This window comes from Citrobacter braakii, from assembly GCF_002075345.1.
In the GTDB taxonomy this organism is placed as follows: domain Bacteria; phylum Pseudomonadota; class Gammaproteobacteria; order Enterobacterales; family Enterobacteriaceae; genus Citrobacter; species Citrobacter braakii.
The window spans coordinates 49,199-74,430 of sequence record NZ_NAEW01000003.1 but is presented as its reverse complement, the minus strand read 5'-3'; the positions used below and the strand labels follow the sequence as shown (position 1 = coordinate 74,430).

Annotated in this window: 26 protein-coding genes, 1 other RNA gene and 1 pseudogene; 12 read left to right on the top strand and 16 right to left on the bottom strand. The window is 52.5% G+C overall.

Annotation, left to right across the window (positions count from 1 at the left end; all coding sequences use genetic code 11):
- Positions 1 to 6: 6 nt before the first annotated feature.
- The 5 genes from acrB (at position 7) to BZK42_RS07550 (ending at position 5,583) form a co-directional block, all read left to right on the top strand.
- Positions 7 to 3,156: an efflux RND transporter permease AcrB gene (acrB, locus tag BZK42_RS07570; RefSeq protein ID WP_016152073.1), complete on the top strand. Its 3,150-nt coding sequence runs from the start codon at positions 7 to 9 to the stop codon at positions 3,154 to 3,156.
- Positions 3,157 to 3,643: 487 nt separating this feature from the next.
- Positions 3,644 to 4,018: an Hha toxicity modulator TomB gene (gene tomB / locus BZK42_RS07565; protein WP_019076175.1), complete on the top strand. Its 375-nt coding sequence runs from the start codon at positions 3,644 to 3,646 to the stop codon at positions 4,016 to 4,018.
- A gap of 27 nt (positions 4,019 to 4,045) precedes the next feature.
- Positions 4,046 to 4,264 (top strand): HHA domain-containing protein, encoded by a 219-nt coding sequence (locus tag BZK42_RS07560; RefSeq protein WP_002892050.1) that lies wholly within the window; start codon positions 4,046 to 4,048, stop codon positions 4,262 to 4,264.
- A 180-nt stretch (positions 4,265 to 4,444) separates the two neighbouring features.
- Positions 4,445 to 4,996 carry a maltose O-acetyltransferase gene (maa, locus tag BZK42_RS07555; RefSeq protein ID WP_046276082.1) on the top strand — a complete coding sequence of 184 codons (552 nt, stop codon included), beginning with the start codon at positions 4,445 to 4,447 and terminating at the stop codon, positions 4,994 to 4,996.
- Between the two features lie 116 nt (positions 4,997 to 5,112).
- Positions 5,113 to 5,583 (top strand): YlaC family protein, encoded by a 471-nt coding sequence (locus tag BZK42_RS07550; protein ID WP_016152071.1) that lies wholly within the window; start codon positions 5,113 to 5,115, stop codon positions 5,581 to 5,583.
- Between the two features lie 78 nt (positions 5,584 to 5,661).
- Here the strand turns inward: BZK42_RS07550 and ykgO are convergent, their stop codons facing one another.
- Both ykgO and BZK42_RS07540 read right to left on the bottom strand, forming a co-directional pair.
- Positions 5,662 to 5,802: a type B 50S ribosomal protein L36 gene (gene ykgO, locus BZK42_RS07545; RefSeq protein WP_005125190.1), complete on the bottom strand. Its 141-nt coding sequence runs from the start codon at positions 5,800 to 5,802 to the stop codon at positions 5,662 to 5,664.
- A 1-nt stretch (position 5,803) separates the two neighbouring features.
- Positions 5,804 to 6,064 carry a type B 50S ribosomal protein L31 gene (locus BZK42_RS07540; RefSeq protein WP_016152070.1) on the bottom strand — a complete coding sequence of 87 codons (261 nt, stop codon included), beginning with the start codon at positions 6,062 to 6,064 and terminating at the stop codon, positions 5,804 to 5,806.
- Positions 6,065 to 6,252: 188 nt separating this feature from the next.
- Between BZK42_RS07540 and BZK42_RS07535 the strand changes: the two genes are divergently transcribed.
- Complete coding sequence (locus BZK42_RS07535; protein ID WP_080858963.1) at positions 6,253 to 7,806, top strand: EAL domain-containing protein; 1,554 nt, start codon at positions 6,253 to 6,255, stop codon at positions 7,804 to 7,806.
- Positions 7,807 to 7,857: 51 nt separating this feature from the next.
- On the opposite strand, the gene BZK42_RS07530 is transcribed toward BZK42_RS07535, so the two are convergent.
- On the bottom strand, positions 7,858 to 8,211 hold the full coding sequence (locus BZK42_RS07530; RefSeq protein WP_080858962.1) for a DUF1428 domain-containing protein: 354 nt from the start codon (positions 8,209 to 8,211) through the stop codon (positions 7,858 to 7,860).
- Between the two features lie 64 nt (positions 8,212 to 8,275).
- Positions 8,276 to 8,905, bottom strand: a complete 630-nt coding sequence (gene yczE / locus BZK42_RS07525; RefSeq protein ID WP_016155872.1) for a membrane protein YczE — start codon at positions 8,903 to 8,905, stop codon at positions 8,276 to 8,278.
- Between the two features lie 87 nt (positions 8,906 to 8,992).
- On the opposite strand from yczE, the gene yczR reads away from it, so the two are divergent.
- Positions 8,993 to 10,420, top strand: a complete 1,428-nt coding sequence (gene yczR, locus BZK42_RS07520) for a MocR-like transcription factor YczR (RefSeq protein WP_080858961.1) — start codon at positions 8,993 to 8,995, stop codon at positions 10,418 to 10,420.
- Positions 10,421 to 10,479: 59 nt separating this feature from the next.
- Here yczR and BZK42_RS07515 read toward each other — a convergent pair whose 3' ends face one another.
- From BZK42_RS07515 to ffs, 3 genes are all read right to left on the bottom strand, one after another.
- The gene (locus BZK42_RS07515; RefSeq protein ID WP_016152066.1) at positions 10,480 to 10,698 is read right to left on the bottom strand and encodes a hypothetical protein; all 219 of its coding nucleotides are present in this window, start codon (positions 10,696 to 10,698) and stop codon (positions 10,480 to 10,482) included.
- Positions 10,695 to 10,946 (bottom strand): hypothetical protein, encoded by a 252-nt coding sequence (locus BZK42_RS07510; protein ID WP_016152065.1) that lies wholly within the window; start codon positions 10,944 to 10,946, stop codon positions 10,695 to 10,697. Before BZK42_RS07510 ends, BZK42_RS07515 begins: the two co-directional genes overlap by 4 nt.
- A gap of 197 nt (positions 10,947 to 11,143) precedes the next feature.
- Positions 11,144 to 11,240, bottom strand: an RNA gene (gene ffs / locus BZK42_RS07505) — signal recognition particle sRNA small type.
- Between the two features lie 84 nt (positions 11,241 to 11,324).
- On the opposite strand from ffs, the pseudogene BZK42_RS07500 reads away from it, so the two are divergent.
- Positions 11,325 to 11,714: pseudogene (locus BZK42_RS07500) on the top strand (MGMT family protein).
- A gap of 31 nt (positions 11,715 to 11,745) precedes the next feature.
- On the opposite strand, the gene BZK42_RS07495 reads toward BZK42_RS07500, so the two are convergent.
- The gene (locus BZK42_RS07495) at positions 11,746 to 12,315 is read right to left on the bottom strand and encodes a YbaY family lipoprotein (RefSeq protein ID WP_016152063.1); all 570 of its coding nucleotides are present in this window, start codon (positions 12,313 to 12,315) and stop codon (positions 11,746 to 11,748) included.
- A 212-nt stretch (positions 12,316 to 12,527) separates the two neighbouring features.
- Here BZK42_RS07495 and tesB point away from each other — a divergent pair, with 212 nt between their 5' ends.
- The gene (tesB, locus tag BZK42_RS07490) at positions 12,528 to 13,388 is read left to right on the top strand and encodes an acyl-CoA thioesterase II (protein WP_016152062.1); all 861 of its coding nucleotides are present in this window, start codon (positions 12,528 to 12,530) and stop codon (positions 13,386 to 13,388) included.
- A 49-nt stretch (positions 13,389 to 13,437) separates the two neighbouring features.
- On the opposite strand, the gene amtB is transcribed toward tesB, so the two are convergent.
- The 5 genes from amtB to decR all read right to left on the bottom strand — a co-directional run bounded on the left by amtB (position 13,438) and on the right by decR (position 19,397).
- Positions 13,438 to 14,724, bottom strand: coding sequence for an ammonium transporter AmtB (gene amtB / locus BZK42_RS07485; RefSeq protein WP_008783954.1), 1,287 nt, complete (start codon positions 14,722 to 14,724; stop codon positions 13,438 to 13,440).
- A 31-nt stretch (positions 14,725 to 14,755) separates the two neighbouring features.
- Positions 14,756 to 15,094 carry a P-II family nitrogen regulator gene (glnK, locus tag BZK42_RS07480; RefSeq protein WP_003021657.1) on the bottom strand — a complete coding sequence of 113 codons (339 nt, stop codon included), beginning with the start codon at positions 15,092 to 15,094 and terminating at the stop codon, positions 14,756 to 14,758.
- Between the two features lie 256 nt (positions 15,095 to 15,350).
- Positions 15,351 to 17,129 carry a SmdB family multidrug efflux ABC transporter permease/ATP-binding protein gene (locus BZK42_RS07470; RefSeq protein ID WP_080858959.1) on the bottom strand — a complete coding sequence of 593 codons (1,779 nt, stop codon included), beginning with the start codon at positions 17,127 to 17,129 and terminating at the stop codon, positions 15,351 to 15,353.
- A complete protein-coding gene (locus BZK42_RS07465; RefSeq protein WP_080858958.1) occupies positions 17,122 to 18,894 on the bottom strand; it encodes a SmdA family multidrug ABC transporter permease/ATP-binding protein in 1,773 nt (590 codons plus the stop codon). The genes BZK42_RS07470 and BZK42_RS07465 overlap by 8 nt, the downstream gene beginning before the upstream one ends.
- A gap of 44 nt (positions 18,895 to 18,938) precedes the next feature.
- Positions 18,939 to 19,397, bottom strand: a complete 459-nt coding sequence (gene decR, locus BZK42_RS07460) for a DNA-binding transcriptional regulator DecR (RefSeq protein WP_016152059.1) — start codon at positions 19,395 to 19,397, stop codon at positions 18,939 to 18,941.
- Positions 19,398 to 19,513: 116 nt separating this feature from the next.
- Here decR and BZK42_RS07455 point away from each other — a divergent pair, with 116 nt between their 5' ends.
- Positions 19,514 to 20,569 (top strand): PLP-dependent cysteine synthase family protein, encoded by a 1,056-nt coding sequence (locus tag BZK42_RS07455; RefSeq protein WP_094168793.1) that lies wholly within the window; start codon positions 19,514 to 19,516, stop codon positions 20,567 to 20,569.
- 49 nt (positions 20,570 to 20,618) lie between these two features.
- Here the strand turns inward: BZK42_RS07455 and cof are convergent, their stop codons facing one another.
- Positions 20,619 to 21,437, bottom strand: coding sequence for an HMP-PP phosphatase (gene cof, locus BZK42_RS07450; RefSeq protein ID WP_080858957.1), 819 nt, complete (start codon positions 21,435 to 21,437; stop codon positions 20,619 to 20,621).
- 217 nt (positions 21,438 to 21,654) lie between these two features.
- Here cof and BZK42_RS07445 point away from each other — a divergent pair, with 217 nt between their 5' ends.
- Together BZK42_RS07445 and queC are read left to right on the top strand one after the other, a co-directional pair.
- Positions 21,655 to 23,355 carry an SgrR family transcriptional regulator gene (locus BZK42_RS07445; protein ID WP_080858956.1) on the top strand — a complete coding sequence of 567 codons (1,701 nt, stop codon included), beginning with the start codon at positions 21,655 to 21,657 and terminating at the stop codon, positions 23,353 to 23,355.
- A 64-nt stretch (positions 23,356 to 23,419) separates the two neighbouring features.
- Positions 23,420 to 24,115 (top strand): 7-cyano-7-deazaguanine synthase QueC, encoded by a 696-nt coding sequence (gene queC, locus BZK42_RS07440; RefSeq protein WP_080858955.1) that lies wholly within the window; start codon positions 23,420 to 23,422, stop codon positions 24,113 to 24,115.
- 107 nt (positions 24,116 to 24,222) lie between these two features.
- On the opposite strand, the gene fadM is transcribed toward queC, so the two are convergent.
- Both fadM and BZK42_RS07430 read right to left on the bottom strand, forming a co-directional pair.
- The gene (gene fadM / locus BZK42_RS07435) at positions 24,223 to 24,621 is read right to left on the bottom strand and encodes a long-chain acyl-CoA thioesterase FadM (RefSeq protein WP_016152055.1); all 399 of its coding nucleotides are present in this window, start codon (positions 24,619 to 24,621) and stop codon (positions 24,223 to 24,225) included.
- 105 nt (positions 24,622 to 24,726) lie between these two features.
- Entirely contained in the window at positions 24,727 to 25,101 is a 375-nt protein-coding gene (locus tag BZK42_RS07430; RefSeq protein WP_080858954.1) for a helix-hairpin-helix domain-containing protein, read from the bottom strand.
- Positions 25,102 to 25,232: the final 131 nt, after the last annotated feature.

The window sequence follows — 25,232 nt, the reverse complement described above, 5'->3', positions numbered from 1 at the left end:
TAAGACATGCCTAATTTCTTTATCGATCGCCCAATATTTGCGTGGGTGATCGCCATTATCATCATGTTGGCAGGGGGGCTCGCGATCCTCAAATTGCCGGTAGCGCAATATCCGACTATTGCACCGCCAGCAGTGACGATCTCCGCGACCTACCCTGGCGCTGATGCCAAAACAGTACAGGATACTGTTACTCAGGTTATCGAACAGAATATGAACGGTATCGATAACCTGATGTACATGTCCTCAAACAGTGACTCCACGGGTACCGTGCAGATCACGCTTACCTTTCAGTCTGGTACTGATGCGGATATCGCGCAGGTACAGGTGCAGAACAAACTGCAGCTGGCAATGCCGCTTCTGCCGCAGGAAGTACAACAACAGGGTGTGAGCGTTGAGAAATCATCCAGTAGCTTCCTGATGGTTGTCGGCGTAATCAACACCAACGGCACCATGACGCAGGAGGATATTTCCGACTACGTGGGCGCCAACATGAAGGACGCCATCAGCCGTACTTCAGGTGTGGGTGATGTTCAGCTGTTCGGTTCCCAGTACGCGATGCGCATCTGGATGGATCCGAACAAACTGAATAACTTCCAGCTGACGCCGGTTGATGTGATCAGCGCCATCAAAGCGCAGAACGCCCAGGTTGCAGCCGGTCAGTTAGGCGGTACGCCGCCGGTGAAAGGCCAGCAACTTAACGCTTCGATCATCGCGCAAACCCGTCTGACCTCTGCCGATGAGTTCAGCAAAATTCTGCTGAAAGTGAATCAGGACGGTTCCCAGGTGCGTCTGCGTGACGTAGCGAAAGTCGAACTGGGTGGCGAGAACTACGACATCATTGCGAAGTTCAACGGTAAACCGGCATCCGGTCTGGGTATCAAGCTGGCGACAGGCGCTAACGCCCTGGACACCGCAAACGCTATCCGCGATGAACTGAAGAAGATGGAACCGTTCTTCCCGTCAGGTCTGAAGATCGTTTACCCGTATGACACCACGCCGTTCGTGAAAATATCTATTCACGAAGTAGTGAAAACGCTGGCGGAAGCCATCATCCTCGTGTTCCTGGTAATGTATCTGTTCCTGCAGAACTTCCGCGCGACGCTGATTCCGACTATCGCCGTGCCGGTGGTGCTATTGGGTACGTTTGCCGTCCTTGCGATTTTCGGCTTCTCGATAAACACGCTGACGATGTTCGGGATGGTGCTCGCCATCGGCCTGTTGGTGGATGACGCCATCGTTGTGGTCGAGAACGTTGAACGTGTAATGGCTGAGGAAGGGCTACCGCCGAAGGAAGCAACACGTAAATCGATGGGCCAGATTCAGGGCGCACTGGTTGGTATCGCTATGGTGCTGTCAGCGGTATTTATTCCGATGGCCTTCTTCGGGGGATCTACCGGTGCAATTTACCGTCAGTTCTCCATCACCATTGTTTCGGCGATGGCGTTATCAGTCCTGGTGGCATTGATTCTGACCCCTGCCCTGTGTGCGACCATGCTCAAACCGGTTGCTAAAGGCGATCACGGAGAAGGCAAAAAAGGTTTCTTCGGCTGGTTTAACCGCATGTTCGATAAGAGCACGCACCATTACACCGACAGCGTGGGCGGAATTCTGCGCAGCACCGGTCGTTATCTGGCGCTGTATCTGATCATCGTCGTGGGTATGGCCTATCTGTTCGTTCGTCTGCCAAGCTCGTTCCTGCCGGATGAAGACCAGGGGGTATTCCTGTCAATGGCTCAGCTGCCAGCGGGTGCAACGCAAGAGCGTACCCAGAAGGTGCTGGACGAAATGACGGATTACTATCTGACCAAAGAAAAAGCGAACGTTGAATCGGTGTTTGCCGTTAACGGCTTCGGTTTTGCAGGACGTGGTCAGAACACCGGTATCGCGTTCGTGTCTCTGAAAGACTGGAGTGAACGCCCAGGCGAGGAGAACAAGGTTGAGGCAATTACTCAACGTGCGATGGGCGCATTCTCGCAGATTAAAGACGCGATGGTCTTTGCTTTTAACCTGCCAGCGATTGTGGAGTTAGGGACCGCGACCGGTTTCGACTTCCAGCTGATTGACCAGGCAGGTTTAGGTCATGAGAAGCTAACCCAGGCGCGTAACCAGCTGTTTGGTGAAGTTGCGAAACATCCTGATCTGTTAGTCGGCGTACGTCCTAACGGTCTGGAAGATACGCCGCAGTTCAAGATCGATATCGATCAGGAAAAAGCGCAGGCTCTGGGTGTATCCATTAGTGATATTAATACAACGCTGGGTGCAGCATGGGGCGGAAGCTACGTAAATGACTTCATCGACCGTGGTCGTGTGAAGAAAGTTTACATCATGTCTGAAGCGAAATACCGTATGTTGCCGGAAGATATTGGAAACTGGTATGTCCGCGGCAGCGATGGACAGATGGTACCGTTCTCCGCCTTCTCTACCTCACGTTGGGAATATGGTTCACCGCGTCTGGAACGCTATAACGGTCTGCCTTCCATGGAAATCTTAGGCCAGGCCGCACCGGGTAAAAGTACCGGTGAAGCTATGGCAATGATGGAGGAACTGGCCAGCAAACTGCCATCCGGTATCGGCTATGACTGGACCGGTATGTCCTACCAGGAACGACTGTCCGGCAACCAAGCCCCTGCTCTGTATGCCATTTCACTGATTGTCGTATTCCTGTGTCTGGCGGCATTGTACGAGAGCTGGTCAATTCCGTTCTCCGTCATGCTGGTGGTACCGTTAGGTGTTATCGGTGCATTGCTGGCGGCAACGTTCCGCGGCCTGACCAACGACGTTTACTTCCAGGTAGGCCTGCTCACAACCATTGGGTTGTCGGCGAAGAACGCGATACTTATCGTCGAATTCGCCAAAGACTTGATGGATAAAGAGGGTAAAGGTCTGATAGAGGCGACGCTGGATGCGGTCCGCATGCGTTTACGTCCGATCCTGATGACATCGCTGGCCTTTATTCTGGGCGTAATGCCGCTGGTTATCAGCTCCGGCGCAGGCTCCGGCGCGCAGAACGCCGTTGGTACTGGCGTAATGGGCGGGATGGTGACGGCAACCGTGTTGGCTATCTTCTTTGTTCCGGTGTTCTTTGTGGTGGTACGCCGCCGCTTTAGCCGCAAAAGTGAAGATCTTGAGCATAGCCACTCAGTAGACCATCATTGATAGATCTCTAAAGATAAGGCCGCGCAAGCGGCCTTTTTTCTGGAAAAATCATAAAAATCACTTATTGCTATTTCGTTTATTTTCTCCAGGGTAAATAAGCGATATAATCCCTGTAGCCTTAAAGGCTATTCTTAAAAATCATTGAGAGTTCTTATTTACTTTAATAAATATTAAGATTATTCCTGGTAAGCGGTTCACATTGTCGATTGTTACCTTTCGTTGCTAAACCTAATCAAGATAACTCGATGATTGCCCGAAGAATAAAGAAATTGTCCGATTCCGAATAACCGCATTTATCTGTTAAAATGTAAAAATGACCTGACATCATAAGTTTGCATAATTGTAATTTTTCGTGATATGACGATGAAATCTTTTTTAGACTAGATTATAGTTAAATCATCAGGAGTCGCGGGCAAGTTCCAGGTAGTCTGTTGTATCCATCCCGAAGGTGTTCGGTTAGTTTAAGCCACGAAGAAGGGGATGCGTTATGGATGAATACTCACCCAAAAGACATGATATCGCGCAGCTTAAATTTCTCTGCGAAACCCTGTATCATGACTGTCTTGCAAACCTTGAACAAAGTAACCATGGCTGGGTTAATGACCCTACCTCTGCCACCAGCTTGCAGCTCAATGAACTGATAGAGCATATTGCAACCTTCGCACTTAATTATAAAATTAAGTACAATGAGGACAATAAGCTGGTCGCGCAGATAGATGAATACCTGGATGACACTTTTATGTTGTTCAGCAGTTATGGTATTAATACGCAGGATCTGCAGAAATGGCGGAAGTCAGGTAATCGACTGTTTCGCTGTTTTGTCAATGCCACCAGGGCTAATCCTGTTAGTTTGTCTTGTTAAAAATTATTACAATCATAGGTAAGATTTATGTCCGATAAACCATTAACTAAAACTGATTATTTGATGCGCCTGCGACGTTGTCAGACAATTGACACACTTGAGCGCGTTATTGAAAAAAATAAATATGAATTGTCCGACAACGAACTGGCTGTATTTTACTCAGCAGCAGATCACCGCCTTGCTGAATTGACCATGAATAAGCTCTACGACAAGATTCCAACTTCTGTTTGGAAATTCATTCGCTAATTGCTCACGGGTTAAGTCAGGTATAGCGGTACATTTGTCTGGCTGACCATTTTCGTATTTACAATGGTTATTTAAATCAAATCACGTGACTACGATCACAGCGAAGAAGTGGGAACGTTCCCCTTGTTTGCATTGCGTTTTACTGTGTTGAAATGACCTCCAGTACACAGGAAATTCGTAATGAGTAATGAAAAGCAAAAAATGATCGCCGGTGAACTTTATCGCCCGGCGGATGAAACATTGCGCCACGACCGACTACGCGCTCGTCAGTTGACCCATCGCTACAACCTCACCGCTCCCGATGAAAAAAATGCGCGACAAGCTATCCTGCATGAGCTGTTGGGCCAGAGCGAAGGGGCTTATATTGAACCCTCTTTTCGTTGTGATTACGGCTATAACATTTATCTCGGTAAAGAATTTTACGCCAACTTCGACTGCGTTATGCTCGACGTCTGCCCGATCCATATTGGCGACAACTGCATGTTAGCCCCAGGAGTCCATATTTATACCGCCACCCACCCGCTGGATGCCACCGAGCGAAACAGTGGCCTGGAGCTCGGCAAACCCGTGACTATTGGCAACAACGTCTGGATAGGTGGACGCGCAGTGATAAACCCTGGCGTAACGTTGGGTGATAACGTGGTTGTGGCCTCAGGCGCGGTGGTCACGAAAAGCGTTCCGGCAAACTGCGTGGTTGGGGGCAATCCCGCCAGGATTATCAAAACGCTGTGATCTTAAATGTAACTGTTATGCTAAATTGTGGTTAATCTGTTACTTTCTTCACAAGGTATCCCCTTTTAAAATAGGGCGATCGCATCTGAATATCGCAGACACCACAAAGGCAAGAGATGACAGAAATACAGCGCCTGCTTACCGAAACCATCGACGACTTAAATATTCGCGAAAAGCGCGACAACAAACCGCGCTTTAGCATCAGCTTTATTCGCAAACATCCCGGCTTGTTCATCGGCATGTATGTTGCGTGGTTTGCCACGCTGGCGGTGATGCTGCAGTCAGAAACGTTAGTCGATTCAGTATGGCTGCTGGTGGTTCTGTTCGTCATACTCAACGCGTTTTTCTTTTTCGACGTTGCGCCGCGATACCGCTTTGAAGATATCGACGTACTGGATTTCAGAGTTTGCTATAACGGGGAATGGTATAACACGCGCTTTGTCCCCCCTTCACTCATCGATACCATCCTGCACTCACCTTCCGTCGATAGCGAACATAAAGCGCAGTTGCAAAAGATGATATCGCGTAAGGGTGAACTCTCGTTTTACGATGTCTTTACGCTAACCCGTCCCCAGACCAGCCAGTAACGACATCTCAACACAGATAAAAAAAGTGCGTCCCGATGAAGGAAACGCACTTTAATCCCTGAAATGTTGGTAAAGAAACTAACGTCTTTTTTTACGACCCTGAACAGCTTTAAAGCGCGGATTCGTTTTGCAGATTACGTACAAACGTCCTTTGCGTTTCACTATCTGGCAGTCAGGATGACGCTGTTTTGCACTACGAAGTGAATTGAGTACCTGCATCTTAACCTCGCTTAGTGCCAATAAAATGACCAAAACGTTTCTGGAAACGTGCTGCACTGCCTTCGTTATCAAAGGTTTTTTGTTTCCCGGTATAGTACGGATGCGATTTGGAAGAGATATCCAGGGTCACGTACGGGTACATTTTCCCCTCAAACTCAATCTCACGTTCCGTTTTAATGGTCGAGCCGACCTTAAAAAATTCATTGGCGCTGGTATCGTGAAACACCACAGTACGGTAAAAAGGATGAATATCCGGCTTCATGGCAACCTCAATTTGTTACGTTATAACATAACCATAAAAATACACCACTCTTGTATAAATCACAACCTGGTTTACGCGATTAAGAGTTAAACGGGATGATAAGTGGCCGTAAATATATGATGCCAATCGAATTGCTTTTTCGGCTTTCGGATATACTTTCCCTACGCTGTGTTAATAAGGATATCACTGTGATAACACGACATCTGATAAGCCTGGTGACTGGGGTGCTGTTTCTTTCCATCCTCGCGCCCGTAGGTTTAAGCCTGTGGCTGGCGCATCGTCAGGTCGAAACGAAATTTATCGATGAACTCGATATGTTCTCAACCCGAGTCGCATTACGTACGGAACGCGTAGGTGAACAGGCCAAAAAAGCGTTGCGCCATATTGAAGCTTTTCAGGGTGAACCTTGTAGTGAAGAGCATCTGCTTGAAATGCGTCGTTTGTCATATAGCTATCGCTATATTCAGGAAGTGCTGTACCTCAAAGATAACGTTCCACAATGCTCATCCCTGGAAAAAAGAAGCCGGGCAGCCGCGTTTCCTCCAGCAATGAAAATCACGCCCGATGGCTACCACGCATGGTTGACCATGCAAAACGATTTGGGCATCAAGCGTTTTATGGCGGCATTAGGTAGCAAGCATTACGTCGTGATGATCGATCCCGGTTCTTTTATTGATGTCATCCCGTTTGGCTCATGGCCGATTGAAGTTGCTATCATTGGTACCGCGCGTAACACGGTGGTAGCCAGTAGCACCGATCTGCCACCGGATGTTTTACAACATATGCAACTAGAGCATTCGATTACCCATCTTCAGAAAGACGGCAGTATTTATAACGCCCGCCCCTTCCCCGAACTGGGCATTACGGTTGTAACCTGGGCATCCACTGTACCTTTGCAAAAAAGCTGGCACCGACAAGCGCTCATCTGGCTGCCGGCAGGGATCCTTCTCGGCTTACTCACCGCAGCCTTTATTCTGCGTATTTTGCGCCGTTTACAGTCCCCTCATCACCAGTTGCAGAACGCTATCCAGCATCGGGATATCAAGGTCTACTACCAACCGATTATCTCGCTCAAAACGGGGAAAGTGGTCGGGGCAGAGGCGCTGGCTCGCTGGCCACAGGCCGACGGGAGCTATCTGTCACCTGAGATTTTCGTCGCACTGGCGCAAGAGACCGGGCTTTCAGAGCCGCTCACCCGTTTGATTATTGAAAGCGTATTTGACGATTTAGGAAAATGGCTGCGTCAATATCCCCACCAGCATATATCCATTAACCTTGAGTCAGCCGATCTGACCTCCGAAACACTTCCTGCTCTGTTAAGCCAGAAGGTGAACCACTGGCAACTTAAGCCTGCACAAATCGCGCTGGAACTGACCGAACGCGAATTTGCCGACCCGAAAAACAGCGCGCCGTTTATTGCTAAATACCGACAGGCAGGCCATTCGATCTATATTGATGATTTTGGTACCGGCTATTCAAGTCTTAGCTATTTGCAGGATCTGGATGTGGATATCCTGAAGATTGACAAATCGTTCGTCGATGCGCTGGAGTACAACAACGTCACGCCGCATATCATCGAGATCGCGAAAACCCTGAAGCTGGAGATGGTGGCAGAAGGTATTGAAACCGAGAATCAGGAATCCTGGCTACGTCAGCACGGCGTGCAGTACGGTCAGGGCTGGCTCTACAGTAAAGCGCTGCCGAAAGCGGAATTTATTCTGTGGGCAGAAAAACGGCTTTAGCATGGCTGTTGATGGTGAGATGGCTGGCGGCACGCCGCACAGCCAGTCACATCAATCTTCCATAATGGGCGCAAATCCACCGTAGATCATTCGCTTGCCATCAAATGGCATAGATTCACCGAATTCCTTCATACGGGGATCGGACATCATCTTCTGATTCGCCGCATCGCGGACCTCTTTGGAAGGGTATTCAATCCAGCTGAATACCACTTCTTCATGATCCTGCGCTTTCACAGCCATGCGAAAATCGGTCAGTTTGCCGTCGGGGACATCATCTGCCCAGCACTCCACCACGCGCAATGCACCGAACTCCTTGAAAAGCGGAGCTGCTTTTGCCGCCATCGCAATGTACGCCTCCTTGTTTTCAGCGGGTACGGCAACCACAAAGCCATCAACATACTTCATGAGAAAAACCTCCGAAGTGTACTGCGCGGCAAGCCGATTCCGGCCGCGTCAGTCGAAGTTAAGTTTAGTCGCCAGCAGGCGATCGTGCCCCAGGCGCATTCCTGATGCGAATACGCGCCTGCGGCTGATGGCAAAACCATGGCAGGCAAATTTGAATCAGCGGCCCAATAGCCAGTGCATACAGCACCGTTCCAAACCCAACGGTTCCCCCCAGCAGCCAACCAATAAGCAACACGGACACTTCGATTGCGGTTCGAATTCGTCGTACTGGCCAGCCGGTACGCGCGTGAATTCCAGTCATCAGACCGTCACGCGGGCCCGCGCCAAAACCGGCACCAATGTACAGAGCGGTTGCTAACGCATTCAGTATCACCGCTGACACCAGCAGCCCGCTGCGCGCCAGCAGGGATTCAAATCCCGGAATCACCAGCAGCGCGACATCTGCCGCCAGCCCAATCATAATCACGTTGCTTAACGTGCCAAACCCTGGGCGCTGGCGTAGCGGTATCCACGCCAGAAGCACCAACACACCCACGGCAATAATCACCACGCCGATATTCATCGACAGTAAATTTGCCACCCCCAGGTGAAACACGTTCCACGGATCGGCCCCTAAATCGGCACGGACAAACATCGCCGTCGACACACCGTACAGCGTCAGCCCGATAAACAGCTGAAGTAAACGACGCAGCATGTTCTTCCCCTCTTACTCTCAGATAACTTTCATCTTCACCGCAATTGGCACTATGATTAATGTCCAGTTTTCAAAAAGTGGACTGCTATGTCATCTCGCCGTTACGGAAGCCAGTCTTTGCAACGCCTGCTCGGACACTGGCAGGAAAGTCCCTCGCGAACGCCCATCTGGCGACAGTTGGCAGAAGCGTTACGTTTGCTGATCCTCGATGGGCGACTGGCGCTGGATAGCCGCTTGCCCGGTGAACGCGAACTCGCTGCCGTTCTGCAAGTCAGCCGAACCACCGTCGCCAGCGCCATGGCGCAACTGCGTGAGGAGGGATATCTGGAAAGCCGACATGGTAGCGGTTCACGGGTGATCCTGCCGGAACACATTCGCCATGTGCCAACGCGGACCAGCACTGGCACAGCGCTTGATTTGTCCACGGCAGCGCTGAGTGCCGGTCCTGAAATTCATCAGGCTTACCAGCAGGCTCTGTTCGCAATGCCGCAGCATCTGCTGAGCTCCGGGTATCTACCGCAGGGACTGTCGGTTTTGCGTGAATCCATCGCCCGGCATTATTGCGAACGCGGACTCCCGACGCAGCCCGACGAAATAATGGTCGTGAACGGCGCGGTCAGCGGTCTGGCGTTGATCCTGCGTTTACTCACCGGCCCCGGCGATCGCGTAGTGGTAGATCACCCCACTTATCCGCTGGCCATTGCAGCAATACAAGGGGCGTCATGTCGCCCCGTCGGCGTGTCGCTGCCCGAGCACGGTTGGGATACGGCGGGTCTGGTCGCCACCATCGCGCAAACTGCACCGAGAATGGCCTATCTGATGCCGGATTTTCACAACCCGACCGGGCGCTGTATGGACACCGCTACTCGCCAGGTCGTGGCGGATATTGCTGAAAGAACCCGCACGACGTTGGTGGTCGATGAGACCATGGTGAACCTGTGGTATGACGCCCCACCGCCACCGCCGCTTGCCGCATTCAATCGCGATGCCCCGATCATCCTGCTCGGTTCAGCAGGGAAAAGCTTTTGGGGCGGATTACGTCTGGGCTGGATTCGGGCGTCGGCGCGTACCATTGCCGCGCTGGTCCAAACCCGCGACACCTTCGATTTGGGCTCCCCGGTGCTTGAACAACTCGCCACCAGTTGGCTGCTGGATAACGCTGAGGACTTTCTTCCTGACAGAAGACGCCGACTCACATCACAGCGAGACCTGTGCTCGCGCCTGATGAACTCACATTTTCCAGAATGGCAATTTACCCAGCCACAAGGAGGACTCTCTTTCTGGGTTGAACTGCCTGATACGCTGGCGACGCTCTTTGCCACGCGCGCCGAAAGTGCAGGCATTCAGTTGGGAACCGGTACGCGGTTCGGCCTTGATGGCGCATTCGACCGCTTTTTGCGTATGCCCTTCACGTTGCCGGATGACACAGCATGTGCCGCCTTCAGAGTGTTGCAACCTATTTGGGATAGCCTGCGTTTGCAGGCCAGCGGCGGGAAAATGCGTAAAATAATCTAAACGACGAGTTAAAGGACCCGCTCTTGAATGCCGTGATGGACGAGGAGGTCCTGGCAATACTACCGCTGAGGAGGAACCGGAAAACCCTTCAGGGAAATCACGAAATTCTCACCGTCTTTCTTAATTTTTGCCCCGGCATCACACCAGTCGGAGGCAATACGGAAGAACTCATCGCTGCCGACATTCCAGCTCAGACGAACGTGTTTCACATAACCGGAGCGCAGCATTTCACAGGCTTCGCCATAATTACAGGCGGTTGAGAGCGATTGTTGTTTCATTTTTTCTTCTTCAGTAATCTTCGCAATGCTTTGATTTCTTTAGGAGTCAGTGCGTCAACTACGGATTCTTCCGTATGCTGGCTATCGATATCCTCAGCGGAGACTCCCACCTCTTCAATGGCGGAAAACGCGATTAGTAGCAGTTTTTCCGTGGCGATACTCAAATTTTCATTATGCACTTCAGCATAATGGCGAAGCTTTTCTTTTAGCGCCTCATCAACTTTGACATTCAATACAGCGGTCGACATTGTAGAAAATCCTTGTGGTCAGCCACAACACACCGGATGTAAGACCATGTCATTACAGCGCAATGGCGGCGGCAAAAGCTCAAATAACATCCCCAAAACACAGTGACAGTATTTGATGACAATAAAATGACGATACGATGACAAAGAAAAGAAGATAAACAGAAGAGAAATTGCCGGACGGCAGAATTGGGTGGGGGCCCTGCCAGCTACATCCCGGCACACACGTCATCTGCCTTGGCTGCTTCCTTCCGGACCTGACCTGGTAAACAGAGTAGTGTTGCGGGAGAACCAACAGAGCCCCCATTGAGAGCGTTGTTAACCAACGCGCAGGCGCATTATCACTGCTGCACCCTGTAATTGCAACCCATCCAGCATCGGATGCTGTTTTCTTGTGCAATGCGGCTTCACTCCTTCGCCATTCGGCATTATGCTGGAGGATTAGCGCAGGAATAAATGATGGATATACAGGACTCTTTCCCCCAACGCGTCTGGCAAATTGTCGCTTCAATCCCCGAAGGTTTCGTCACCACGTATGGCGATGTTGCCAGGCTTGCGGGATCGCCGCGCGCTGCGCGTCAGGTAGGCGGCGTGCTTAAGCGTCTCCCCGAAGGCAGCACCCTGCCCTGGCATCGGGTGGTCAATCGCCACGGGGCCATTTCGCTGACAGGTCCCGACCTACAACGACAACGTCAGGCGTTGCTGGCTGAAGGAATAGTGGTTTCAGGAAGCGGACAGATCGATTTACAGCGCTATCGCTGGGTGTACTAACCCTCTCCAGGCGGAGAGGGTTACAACGACCTTAGTACTGCGTGGGAGCAGGAACCGCAGATGACGGATTCACCTGGGTTGGTGACGTTGACGGAACCGTGGTAGTAGCCCCACCGCTCGCCTGAACCGGTACTGCTGTTTGCTGTACCGGGACCAGCGTCAGGTCGGCTTTAGTCCCACCCTGATTGATGACCGTCTGAACGGTATCAGTAATAAAGACCAGTTTATCATTTACCGTAATAGCCGCACTCAACAGAATACGGGCGTTAGGTTGAATATCTGCCGGGTTGAACGGTAATACAAAGCTGAATGGCGCTTGTTTACCTTCAGTACGAACCGCTTTTTGCGACAGCACTTTTGACGGCGCATCGGCCAGTGAAGCATCTGACAGCGTAACGGTTAGCACCGCATCGGGTGGCAAGGCCACTTTCTGACGGATCCATACTGTCCCGGAGACATTTGGCTGCTGAATTTTAGACTGTGTGTCAGAAATTGACGTATTAGGGCTTGGCGCAGGTGTCTGAATATCAGCGCTTTTATCGGCACAGGCCGCCAGAGCGACTGCAACCGCTAAACCACTTACCATGTGCACGAGTTTCATTAAATTCTCCTTATCATCTATGCACCAGCGAGAACTTTCCTCGCCAGAAGAGTGGTTAACAAAAACATAACGTGACTAAGTGTGGCACAAGACAGCTATTTTTGCCTGTAATAGGCCAGTAATTCAGACAATTGCACCCATCGGACCACTTTTAAAATTGCGTTATACTCTGCCTACCTCGCTGCGACATCGATATCACCTGGAGAGCACGTATGAGTCTGGCACTGAAAAATTTGCTGACATTGTTAAATCTGGAAAAAATTGAAGAAGGACTCTTTCGGGGCCAAAGTGAAGACTTAGGGTTACGTCAGGTTTTTGGGGGACAGGTTGTCGGTCAGGCGCTATATGCCGCAAAAGAAACCGTACCGGAAGAGCGTCTGGTACACTCTTTTCACAGCTACTTTTTACGCCCCGGCGATAGCCAAAAGCCCATCATCTATGATGTGGAAGTCCTGCGTGATGGTAACAGCTTCAGCGCGCGCCGCGTTGCCGCGATCCAGAATGGTAAACCCATTTTTTACATGACTGCCTCTTTTCAGGCACCGGAAGACGGATTTGAACATCAGAAAACCATGCCGGATGCGCCGGGTCCCGATGAGCTGAAATCAGAAACGGAAATTGCCCGCTCAGTGGCGCATTTGCTGCCGCCGCTGTTGAAAGAAAAATTTATCAACGATCGTCCGTTGGAAGTACGCCCTGTCGAGTTTCATAACCCCCTAAAAGGTCACGTCGCACCTCCGACGCGCCAGGTATGGATCCGAGCTAACGGCGTGCTGCAGGACGATCTGCGCGTCCATCAGTATCTGCTGGGTTATGCCTCAGACCTGAACTTCCTGCCTGTTGCGCTGCAACCGTACGGGATTGGCTTCCTGGAAAAAGGGATTCAGATCGCCACCATTGACCATTCCATGTGGTTCCACCGTCCGTTTAATATCAATGAATGGCTGCTGTATAACGTCGAGAGTACTTCGGCATCCGGTGCCCGGGGCTTTGTACGCGGAGAGTTTTATACCCAGGATGGCGTGCTGGTCGCTTCTACCGTACAGGAAGGGGTAATGCGTAATCGCAATTGAGAATTACCGGATGGTGGCGCAAAAGCGTTGCCATCCGGCAAATTGAGAATCAGGCGTTGTAAGCGTTCTCGCCGTGACTGTTTACATCCAGACCTTCGCGCTCCTGCTCTTCCGGTACGCGCAAACCAACCGTCATATCCGCCAGCTTATAGCCAATGAAAGCCACCACGCCAGACCAGACGATGGTGATCGCCACGCTTTCCAGTTGCACCAACAGCTGATGCCCCATGGTCACGCCCTCGGCAAAGCCCACGCCTCCCAAAGAGCTGGCAGCGAAAACTCCGGTCAGGATACAGCCGACAATACCGCACACACCGTGAACGCCAAACACGTCACACGGATCGTCCACACGCAGAAAACGCTTCAGCATGGTCACGCCCCACAGGCCTGCCAGACCCGCAACGACACCGATTATCAGCGCGCCGCCGACACCGATATAGCCACATGCAGGTGTTACGCCCACCAGACCCGCAATAGCGCCAGAGCAGGCGCCCAGCAGAGACGGTTTACCACGCAGCGCCCATTCACCGAAGATCCATCCGAGGATGGCTGCAGCGGTGGCGACCACGGTATTGACGAAGGCCAGTGCGGCGATTTCATTTGCCGTACCCGCTGAACCAGCGTTAAAGCCAAACCAACCAATGTAGAGAATAGCGGTACCGGTGAAGACCATCGGCAGGTTATGCGGTTTAAAAGCTTCTTTGCCAAAACCTACACGTTTGCCAATCAGATACGCGCCTACCAGACCGGCAATCGCCGCGTTGATGTGCACAACCGTTCCGCCGGCAAAATCCAGCGCGCCGTGGGAAGCCAGCAAGCCGCCGCCCCAGACCATATGAGCAATGGGGATGTACGACAGCGTTAACCATACCACCACAAAAATCAGCACCGCGGAGAAGCGAATACGTTCAGCCAGCGCACCGACGATTAGCCCAACGGTGATGCAGGCGAACGAGCCCTGAAAAGCAACGTGAATGTACTGGTAGAAGCTCCCCGTTACCGCCGTCAGCGCAATATTCTTCAGCAATACCCAGTTGAAGTTGCCGAAGAAATTATTACCTTCGCCAAAGGCCAGTGAGTAGCCATAAACCACCCATAAAATACAAACCAGAGCAAATGTCACCGTAACCTGAGTCAGCATCGACAGCACGTTCTTACCGCGAATCAAACCGCCGTAGAACAGCGCAATGCCAGGGATGGTCATAAACAGCACCAGCGCGGTACAGATCATCATAAAAGCGTTATCCGCTTTATCCGCAACCGCCGGTGCCGCCATCGCCAGTCCCGGCAGCAGCGCCAGTGAAGCAATACCTGTTTTCATCGTTGCTATCTTCATTTTTTGGTTTCCTATCACTGTGTGCCAGACGTTACAGTGCGGCTTCGTCGGCTTCGCCGGTACGAATACGAATCACACGTTGCAGCTCGGCGACGAAGATTTTGCCGTCGCCAATTTTTCCGGTGTATGCCGCCTTACTGATGACATCAATCACGCCATCCAGTTGGTCGTCGGCAATCGCCACATCAATCTTCACCTTCGGCAGAAAATTGACGCTATATTCAGCCCCACGGTACAGCTCAGCATGACCTTTCTGTCGGCCAAACCCCTTCACTTCGGTGACGGTCAGCCCCTGAATACCAATAGACGACAATGCTTCACGGACGTCTTCCAGTTTGAACGGTTTGATTACCACGGTAACCAGCTTCATAGATCCCCTCCAGTCAGAATTCAGTAGTGGCTGCAGATACACGAGAGGAATATTGCAAGGGATGTGCCAGAAATGAAAAAGGCGGGATGATTCAGGTTCTCAGGGTACTTCCGGGAGAGAAAAAGAAAAAACGCACTATAACGGTGCATAGTGCGTTACATTTTTGCACCAGATTGTTGATTGCCGGATGGCAGCGTAAACGCCTTACCCGGCCTACGAGACCGTGCTGGCCCCAGACCGGATAAGCGCCGCGCCATCAGGCGATAACAGAATCGTCTTGCGTACTGGCGGCTAACTCTTCACCCGCCAGCTGCAGCTGATACATCTGCCAGTAACGGCCTTGCGCCGCGAGTAATTGCTGGTGCGTACCACGCTCAACCGCCTGACCGCGATGCAGTACCAGAATGGTGTCCGCATCAACAATCGTCGATAACCGATGCGCAATCACCACCAGCGTGGTGTGTTCACGTACCGCCGCCAGAGCTTGCTGAATGGCCTGTTCAGTACCGGAGTCAATACTGGCCGTGGCTTCGTCGAGGATCAACACCTGCGGCGTTTCAACCAACACCCGCGCCAACGCCAGCAGCTGTTTTTGACCAACGGAGAGATTATTGCCCTGCTCGCCCAGCCGGGTATGAATCCCCTCGCTCAGACCTCGCGCCAGTTCTGCCAGTTGCACGGTCTCCAGCGACTGCCATACCCGCTCTTCTGAAATATCGCGGCCCAGCGTGACGTTCGCCAGGAAGGTATCTGCCATCACCACCGGATCCTGCTGCACCATGGCGATGCCCTGACGTAACGCACCGTGGCTCAGTGAAGACAGCGGCCGTCCATCAAGGCGGATTTCCCCCTGCGTCAGCGGGTAGTAACCCATCAGCAGGCTGGCGAGCGTGCTTTTACCACTGCCGGTGTGCCCGACCAAAGCCACAAAGCTGCGCGAAGGCACGGACAAACTGATATTTTGCAACACCAGATTGTCGTCGCGATAGGCAAATGAAACGTTATCCACCTCAATGTCCCCGCTCTTTAGCGGTCGCTCATCTTCACCATAGCGCTGACGTGGCCCATCCATCAGTTCGAACACTCGCTCACCGGCGACAACCGCCTGCTGCAGCATTGATTGCTGAGTGGTCAACTCGATCAGCGGTTCATTCAAACGGCCGAGGTAGCTGATAAACGCGTACAGCACGCCAACCTCGATCGAGCTGCCAGAGGTAAAACTGAACAGCATCAGCAATCCGCAGAGGATCAGCGCCGAGAAAAGGCTAAGCAGCGGGCGCAACAAAAAACCATCCAGTCGCAGGGTTTGCATACGCGCCATATAGTGCGAGCGGCTTGCTTCGCCCATTCTCTCGCCAAATCGCGCCTGCTGGCGGAACTGCTGGATAACACTCATGCCGTTGATGACTTCGTTAAAGCCATCGTTAATATCCGCCAGATAAGCGCGAACCCGGCGCACAATCGGGGTGCTGTAGCGTTGATAAATCACCATCACCACCAGCACGGCCGGGAAAATGGCCATCGCCACTAGCGCCATACGCCACTCAAGGCTGAACATCGCTACCAGCATGGCGCCAATTAATGCCGCGCTGCGCAGGACCGTTGCTACCACCGTCACATACAGATCGCGAATAACTTCGGTGTCATTGGTCACGCGGGAGATTAGCTGTCCGACGGGTTGAGTATCAAAGGCGCTGAGCGGCTGGCGCAGCGCAGCGTCCATTACGTCGGTGCGCAACTGCTGTACTACGCCAACTGCCGCCTGGTTAAACAGCAATGACTGCGCGTAATGCAGGCCAGCCGCCAGCAGTTGTAGACCGATATATGCCGCAACCAGCCCGGCGACCATCGCCAGCGGCAGATTATTCTTCGCCACCATGTTATCGATAAAATAGCTAATCAGCAGCGGACCGCTGACTTCCGCCGCAGCCGCCACCCACAGCATGACTACCGCAATAGCCAGCTGTTTTCGCCATGGAGAGCCATACGCCAGCAATCTTTTCAGGGTCGGCCATAATTGCCCAAAACTACGCATTAGCCGCCTCCTCGTTTATCTCTGGTGCATCAGTCAGCGCCGCTTCCAGTTGCTGATAGCGGTACATATCGCGATACCAGCCAGGCTGCTGCACTAACGCATCATGCTCGCCGCGCTGGGCAATATGCCCATGCTGCATCACGATAATCTCGCTGGCTTCCGTCAGGGCCGATAAACGGTGGGCGCTAATAATGACGGTTCTGCCTTCGCCCCACTGGCGCAGGTTATGCAGGATCTGATGCTCGGTACGACCATCTACCGCCGACAGCGCATCATCCAGAATCAGGATTTCAGCGTTCAGGAGTAGCGCTCGAGCGATAGAAATACGCTGTTTTTGCCCACCAGACAGCATCACCCCACGTTCGCCCACTTCGGTGTCGTAGCCCTGCGGAAGACGTAAAATATCCTCATGAACGCTGGCAAGGCGTGCCACATACTCGATCTCTTCCTGCGTGGCCTGAGGGCGTCCTAACGCGATGTTATTGCCAACGGTATCCGAAAACAGGAATGGCGTCTGGCTGACAACTGCCAGCCGGCTGCGCCAGCTATCCAGTTGTAATCGCGTTAAGGGGATATCATGAAAGCGCACATCGCCGTGGGTGATATCAAAATGACGCTGAATCAGCGACAGCACCGTACTTTTCCCCGCGCCGGTAGGCCCACAAATGCCCAGCATCTGCCCAGGTTTAAGCTGGAAGTTCACATTTTCCAGCGCCGGGTGTGTCGTTTGCGGGTAGCAAAACTCGCGAATCGCCACCGCCAGCTCCCCACGCCCTTCCGGTACCGGTTCAGTGCCGTCATCCACCACCGGCGCTTCAGACAGCATGGCGCGAATACGGCTGTACGCCGCGCTGCCACGTTCGACGATGTTAAACATCCATGCCAGCGCCAGCATCGGCCAAATCATCAAACCGAGATACATCATAAAGCTGGTGAGCTGGCCGAGCGTCAGCGAACCGTGCACCACCATCCAGCTTCCCCCAGCAATCGCCAGTAGGTTAGCCATGCCAATGGCGATATAAATCGTGGGATCAAAGCGGGCGTCAATGCGCGCCACGCGCAGGTTTTTCTTACCGGTATCTTCGGCATCGGCGGCAAATAATGCCGATTGCCGATCCTCCAGACCGAAGGCCTTAATCATGCGAATACTGGTCAGGCTTTCCTGAGTACGGTCGTTGAGACTGGAAAACGCCGCCTGCGCCAGCTTAAAGCGGTTATGGAGTCGATCGCCGTAACGTTTGATCATCAACGCCATCACCGGCATCGGCAGCAGCGCAATTAACGTCAACTGCCAGCTTATCTGCGTTGACATCACGATCAGCACCGCACATCCCATTACCAGCGAATCTACCAGCGTCAGCACGCCTTCTCCGGCGGCAAATACGACGCGATCGACATCGTTGGTCGCACGCGCCATCAGATCGCCCGTGCGGTGACGCAGATAAAATTCTGGATGCTGGCGACTCAACTGACGGTAATAATCTTCCCGCAGCTCAACCGCTAGTTGGTAGGATGCGCCAAACAGCAGCACGCGCCAGACATAGCGCAGCAAATAAACCACCACTGCAATCAGGGCAATTGTTCCCACCCACATCAGCAGCCACTCGGTGGTGAAGCGTTGAGTCGTCACGCCATCCACAATGATCCCGACCACTTTCGGCGGAATAAGCTGAAGGATAGCGATGATGATAAGCAGGGCCACCGCCCCGAGGTAGCGACGCCACTCCCGGCGGAAGTACCAGCTTAATTGAGCAAATAATCGCACGCGTTATGTCCTGACAAGATTTCCGGCAATAAGCGCCGGGAGAGTTATTCAATAGGGAGAGCAGTTGTGTATTTAATCTGTTCCATCGCAAAGCTGGAGGTGACGTCAGACAGGCCCGGTACGCTGTTCACCAGGCGCTTATAAAATTCATCGTAGCTTTTCATATCGGCGACCTGCACTCGCATCAGGTAATCATATTCCCCAGCCATACGCCAGAACCCCAGAACCTCCGGCATACCGGTGACTTCGGTGACAAAGCGGCAATACCATTCACTGCTGTGATGCTGAGTCTTAATCAGCACAAACGCGGTCAGCCCCAGCCCCAGTTTTTCTGGATCTAACAGGGCGACTCTACCCAGCAGGATACCGTCATCCTCAAGCCGTTTGAGGCGTTTCCAGCAGGGGGTGGTAGTCAGATTAACGGCATCTGCTAACGCCTGCAAAGAAAGGGTGCAGTCCTGTTGCAGTAAGCTAAGCAGCTTACGGTCAATTTTGTCTAACATATCCACTCCACAGAGAAGAATTTTCTCCTTACATTCTATTTTAAAGGCTAAATGGCAACAATTTTTTCCGTGCTTTTCGCTATTCTTGGCACAAAATGACAAATGGATATCTATTAATGATGAATAGCTCCTGGGTTAAAAACGCCATCAATGAAATCAACGCGGATTATCAGCGTTCTGCGGATACGCATCTCATTCGTCTGTCGCTACCGGCGTTCCCGGGCATTCAGATCTATTTAAAAGATGAGAGCACGCATCCCACCGGGAGCCTGAAGCATCGTCTGGCGCGTTCACTGTTTCTGTACGGATTGTGCAATGGCTGGATTAAAGAAGGCACCACCATCATTGAATCATCGTCCGGTTCAACGGCGGTCTCTGAGGCTTATTTCGCCCGACTGTTAGGGCTGCCGTTTATTGCCGTCATGCCTTCCTGTACGGCGAAGCGTAAAATTGAACAGATTGAGTTTTACGGTGGTCGCTGTCATTTCGTGGAAAGCGCCTGTGAAATCTATGCGGCCTCTGAACAGCTGGCGCGTGAGCTGAACGGTCATTACATGGACCAGTTCACTTATGCTGAGCGCGCTACCGACTGGCGTGGCAATAACAATATTGCTGACAGCATCTTCCGTCAGATGCAGTGCGAGCCCAACCCTGTCCCCCGCCATATTGTAATGAGCGCCGGAACCGGCGGCACCTCTGCAACCATTGGCCGCTATATTCGCTGTCAGGGCTACGACACCCGCCTGATGGTGGTGGATCCGGAAAACTCAGTCTTTCTGCCCTTCTGGCAGGATCGCGATGCAACGTTACGCAGCCCGGTAGGAAGCAAAATCGAAGGCATCGGCCGCCCACGTGTCGAACCCTCCTTCATTCCTGACGTAGTCGATGAAATGCTGCGCGTGCCGGATGCCGCAAGCGTGGCCACCGCACACTGGCTGGAAACGCAGTTGGGCCGCAAAGTCGGCGCTTCAACCGGCACCAACATGTGGGGAACGCTGCAACTTGCCGCCCGTATGCGCGATGCCGGAGAAAGCGGTTCACTGGTCACGCTGCTGTGCGACAGCGGCGAACGCTATCTTGAAACCTACTACAACCCGCAGTGGATCGACACGCACATCGGTGATTTAACGCCGTGGAAAGCGGAACTCACCCGGCTTCTGAACACCCATTAATGGGATAAAAAAAGCCAGACGCGAAGTCTGGCTTGCTGGAAGGGATCTCTCATTCGGGGGAATAAGGTAGATGCGGATTGTCCAGCCAATGCGTCAAAAAGTGTGACACCGCCTGATTGCGGCAATGCCCAATCACCGACAAATGCGGCAGTTCAGCAATCAGTTGTGGCATCGCGTTACCCATAATCAGGCCGCGCCCAACGCTACCTAACATTTCGCGATCGTTCATGGCATCGCCAAACGCCATACATTCGGCCATTGAATAACCTAAGTGGTCGCTTAGTACCGCCAGCGCCGACCCTTTGTTACAGCCCACCGGCAGCACCTCAAGGCAATCAACCGCGGAAAAACAGAGATTTACCTGCTCACCCAGCGCCTCATTCAGTTGAATGCGTAATTGGATCAGGGAGTCATGATCCCCACAGAAACAGACTTTCGTTACCTGATGAGCCGGGATACGTTTCACATCGACGATCTGGTAGCGAAATCCGCTATACACATGCGCCTGTAGCAGCGATAGGATCTCTTGTCCGGTGAACCAACCGTTGTCATTAAAGACATGCATGCTGGCTGTAGTATCCCACTTCTGATGTAACACGATATCCGCCACAGTCGGATCCAGATCCTGACGGTGCAATACATCGCCCTCAACAGAGTGAATGCGCGTGCCGTTACCCGTGATCAAAAAGGCGTCCAGTGAGATAGACCCCAAAATATGGCGCATCTCCAGCACATGGCGGCCGGTGGCAAATGTCAGGGTGATCTCGCGTTCACGCAGGCGCGCCAGCGTTGAAAGCGTTTCGTCACCTAAATGGTGATTCGGCATCAAAAGGGTGCCATCCATATCAAATGCAGCCAGACGAGCCATTTCTTTCTCCACACTGTGACGCGGTTAACTTGTGATTCAGTATCACCTGAGATATACGGAAGTAATAGTGAATATATAAAATGAATTGTTCCGGGTTTATTACACAAAATCATTCAAGTTGCATCCAGGCGGTAAGTGAATGAACGTCCAGGAGCATGCAGTGACTGGGGTGAATTAACGCCGCCAACAAAGAGGTAGCTTGAAGGATGACGTGTATATGAGATTGTTGAATCGCCTGAATCAGTACCAACGCCTGTGGCAGCCGTCGGCGGGAGAACCGCAGTCGGTGACCGTCGGGGAGCTGGCAGAACGCTGTTTTTGCAGCGAGCGCCACGTGCGTACCCTGCTGAAGCAAGCGCAGGATGCTGGCTGGCTGGAGTGGCACGCCCAGTCGGGGCGTGGGAAACGCGGGCAACTGCGCTTTTTGGTGACGCCAGATTCGCTACGGAGCATTATGATGGAGCAAGCGCTGCAAAAGGGGGAGCAACTTAGCGTACTGGAGCTGGCTCAGCTGGCGCCGGGAGAATTAAGAACGCTGCTCCAGCCGTTTATGGGCGGTCAGTGGCAAAACGACACGCCAACCCTGCGTATCCCCTATTACCGCCAGCTCGACCCTTTGCACCCTGGATTTCTCCCCGGTCGCGCAGAGCAACACCTCGCCGGACAAATATTCTCGGGCCTGACCCGGTTCGACAGTATTACGCAACGCCCCTGCGGAGATTTAGCCCACCACTGGAATATCTCCGCCGACGGCCAGCGCTGGGATTTCTATATTCGTTCCACCCTGTACTGGCATAACGGCGATGCGGTCAGCAGCACACAGCTACATCAACAGTTGCTGAAGCTGTTAGAGCTACCCGCGTTAAATAAGCTGTTTATCAGCGTAAAGCACATTGAGGTGACGCATCCCCAGTGCCTAACCTTTATTTTGCATCGCCCCGACTTCTGGCTGGCGCATCGTCTGGCAAGCTACAGCAGTCACCTGGCACATCCCGAACTCCCGTTTGTTGGTACCGGTCCGTTTCGGTTGACGCTGTTTACCCCAGACCTGGTGCGCATCGAGAGTCACGATCACTACCACCTGAGTCATCCGCTACTAAAAGCCATTGAATACTGGATAACCCCGCAGCTTTTCTCCCAGGATTTGGGCACCAGCTGTCGCCATCCGGTTCAAATTGCAATTGGTAAACCCGAAGAGCTTCCCATGCTAAGCCAGGTAAGCAGCGGGATCAGCCTCGGTTTCTGCTATCTCACGCTCAGAAAAAGCGCGCGGCTGAATACGCAGCAGGCCCGTCGCCTGGTCAATATTATCCACCGTTCTTCCCTGCTACAAACGCTTGACGTGGATGAAAACCTGATCACGCCAAGCAATGCGCTGCTGCCGGGATGGACGATCCCCCAATGGGATGAACTGGACGACGTGCCGCTACCGGAAAAACTTACGCTGGCCTATCACCTGCCGGTAGAGTTGCACGCCATGGCTGAACAGCTTCGCCAGGCGCTGGCGCTACTCGGCTGTGAATTAACGCTTATTTTTCATAATGCTAAAAACTGGGATGGCGACCATCCTTTAGCCCAGGCCGACCTGATGATGGGAGACAGGCTGATTGGCGAAGCACCTGAATATACCCTCGAACAGTGGCTGCGCTGCGATCAGCTCTGGTCACATGTATTGAGCTCGCCAGCATATACTCATCTGCAAACCACCCTGGATGCCCTGCAAATCCAGGCCGATGAGGACGATCGTCATGCGGCTTTACAACACGTTTTCGCCTCGCTGATGCATGACGCGACCCTGACACCGCTGTTCAATTATCACTATCGTATTAGCGCTCCGCCGGGCGTGAACGGCGTACGCCTGAATCCTCGCGGCTGGTTTGAATTTACCGAAGCCTGGCTACCGCCTCCGTCGGCGTGAAGAAGCTGGTCGGCGACACGCCCAGGCGCTACCATAAGGGTTTCGTTATTTGTCAGGAAAAACCATGAAACGTGCCGTTGTTGTATTCAGTGGGGGTCAGGACTCCACAACCTGTCTGGCGCAAGCGCTGCATCAGTATGATGAAGTGCACTGCGTGACCTTTGATTATGGTCAGCGCCATCGCACTGAGATTGATGTCGCACGTGACCTGGCCTTAAAACTTGGCGCGCGTGCGCACAAGGTACTTGATGTAACGCTGCTCAGCGAACTGGCCGTCAGCAGCCTGACCCGCGATAATATTCCGGTACCCGATTACGAACCGGATGCGAACGGCATTCCCAATACCTTTGTGCCAGGGCGCAATATTCTGTTTTTAACGTTGGCGGCGATTTACGCGTATCAGGTGCAGGCGGAGGCGGTCATTACCGGCGTTTGTGAAACGGATTTCTCTGGATATCCGGACTGCCGCGATGAGTTCGTCAAAGCCCTGAACCATGCCGTAAGCCTGGGAATGGCGAAAGATATCCGCTTTGAAACCCCGCTGATGTGGATCGATAAAGCCGAAACCTGGGCACTGGCCGATTACTGGGGCAAGCTGGACCTGGTACGCGAAGAAACGCTGACCTGCTATAACGGCATCAAAGGTGACGGTTGCGGTCACTGCGCGGCCTGTAATCTGCGCGCCAACGGCCTGAACCATTATCTGGCAGATAAACCGGCAGTGATGGCGGCAATGAAGCAGAAAACAGGACTAAAGTGATCGATTTGCCGGATGGCGGTGCACGCACCTTATCCGGCTTTCGACGTTCACCGTGGTCAATATCGCCCGTAAGCCTGATAAGCAAAGCGCCGTCAGGCTTCCTTCCATCACTTCACCATCTGCTCCAGTTTTTCGCGCAACTCCCCTTCCAGCGGTAGCGCCTTTTGCGTTTTCAAATCAATACAGACGAAGGTAATCAACGCGTCTGCCACCACCTGTCCTTCCGGCTCCAGGGTGATAGTCTGGTTCAACACACCGCTTTTGCCATTTAGCTGTTGCACCTGACTGGTAATGGTCAGCAGGTCGCTCAGCACCGCAGGGCGGCGGTAGTTAATGTTAATATTCACGACCACAAAAGCGATGTTGTGTGCGGTCATCCACTGAAAGCTGTCGCTGTTTTCCAGGCCATCCCAGCGGGCTTCTTCCAGAAACTCAAGATAGCGAGCATTGTTAACGTGCTGATAGACATCAAGATGAAAACCACGAACTTTGATTTGTGTTTGCATAGCGCAGGAGCCTTACGTTGTTTTTATAGGAACACACTTCAGGGTAAGAGGTCATAACTGGTATGACCTCTACAGTCTGGCAAACTTTCAGCACTCTGCAAGTTATTAAAGTGTTAAAACTGCCAGATTGCGCTCTACCAGCGAACTCCCCATGCCCGGCACCTGCTTTAAGTCCTCCACCGTTTTAAACGGCCCGTACTCCTCACGATAGCTGACAATCGCCTGTGCTTTCTTCAGACCTACGCCATTCATGACTCGCGCTAAATCCTCCGCAGAAGCGCTGTTGATGCTTACCCTAGTGCCTTCATCATCGCTCGCTTTAGCCGGTTGCGTGGCTTTGCTTTGTGCTACTCCCGTAGCATCCGCTTTGGCTTGAGTCGCCTGGCTTTTGGCGACTGGCTCTGCAGCCAGTGCGCTTTGAGCCATACCGGTGCAGGTCAATGAAAGGGTAATAAGCAGGGCTTTGATTCCATGTTTCATACTGTTTTCTCCTTGTTTGTTAACAGTGGAATCACGATAGCGAGGTGCAGAACGGCAGACAAACGGCAAATATCAGAAATGGAAAAGGCCGCGAAAGCGGCCTTTGGTTGATACAACTTTTTGCAATTTTT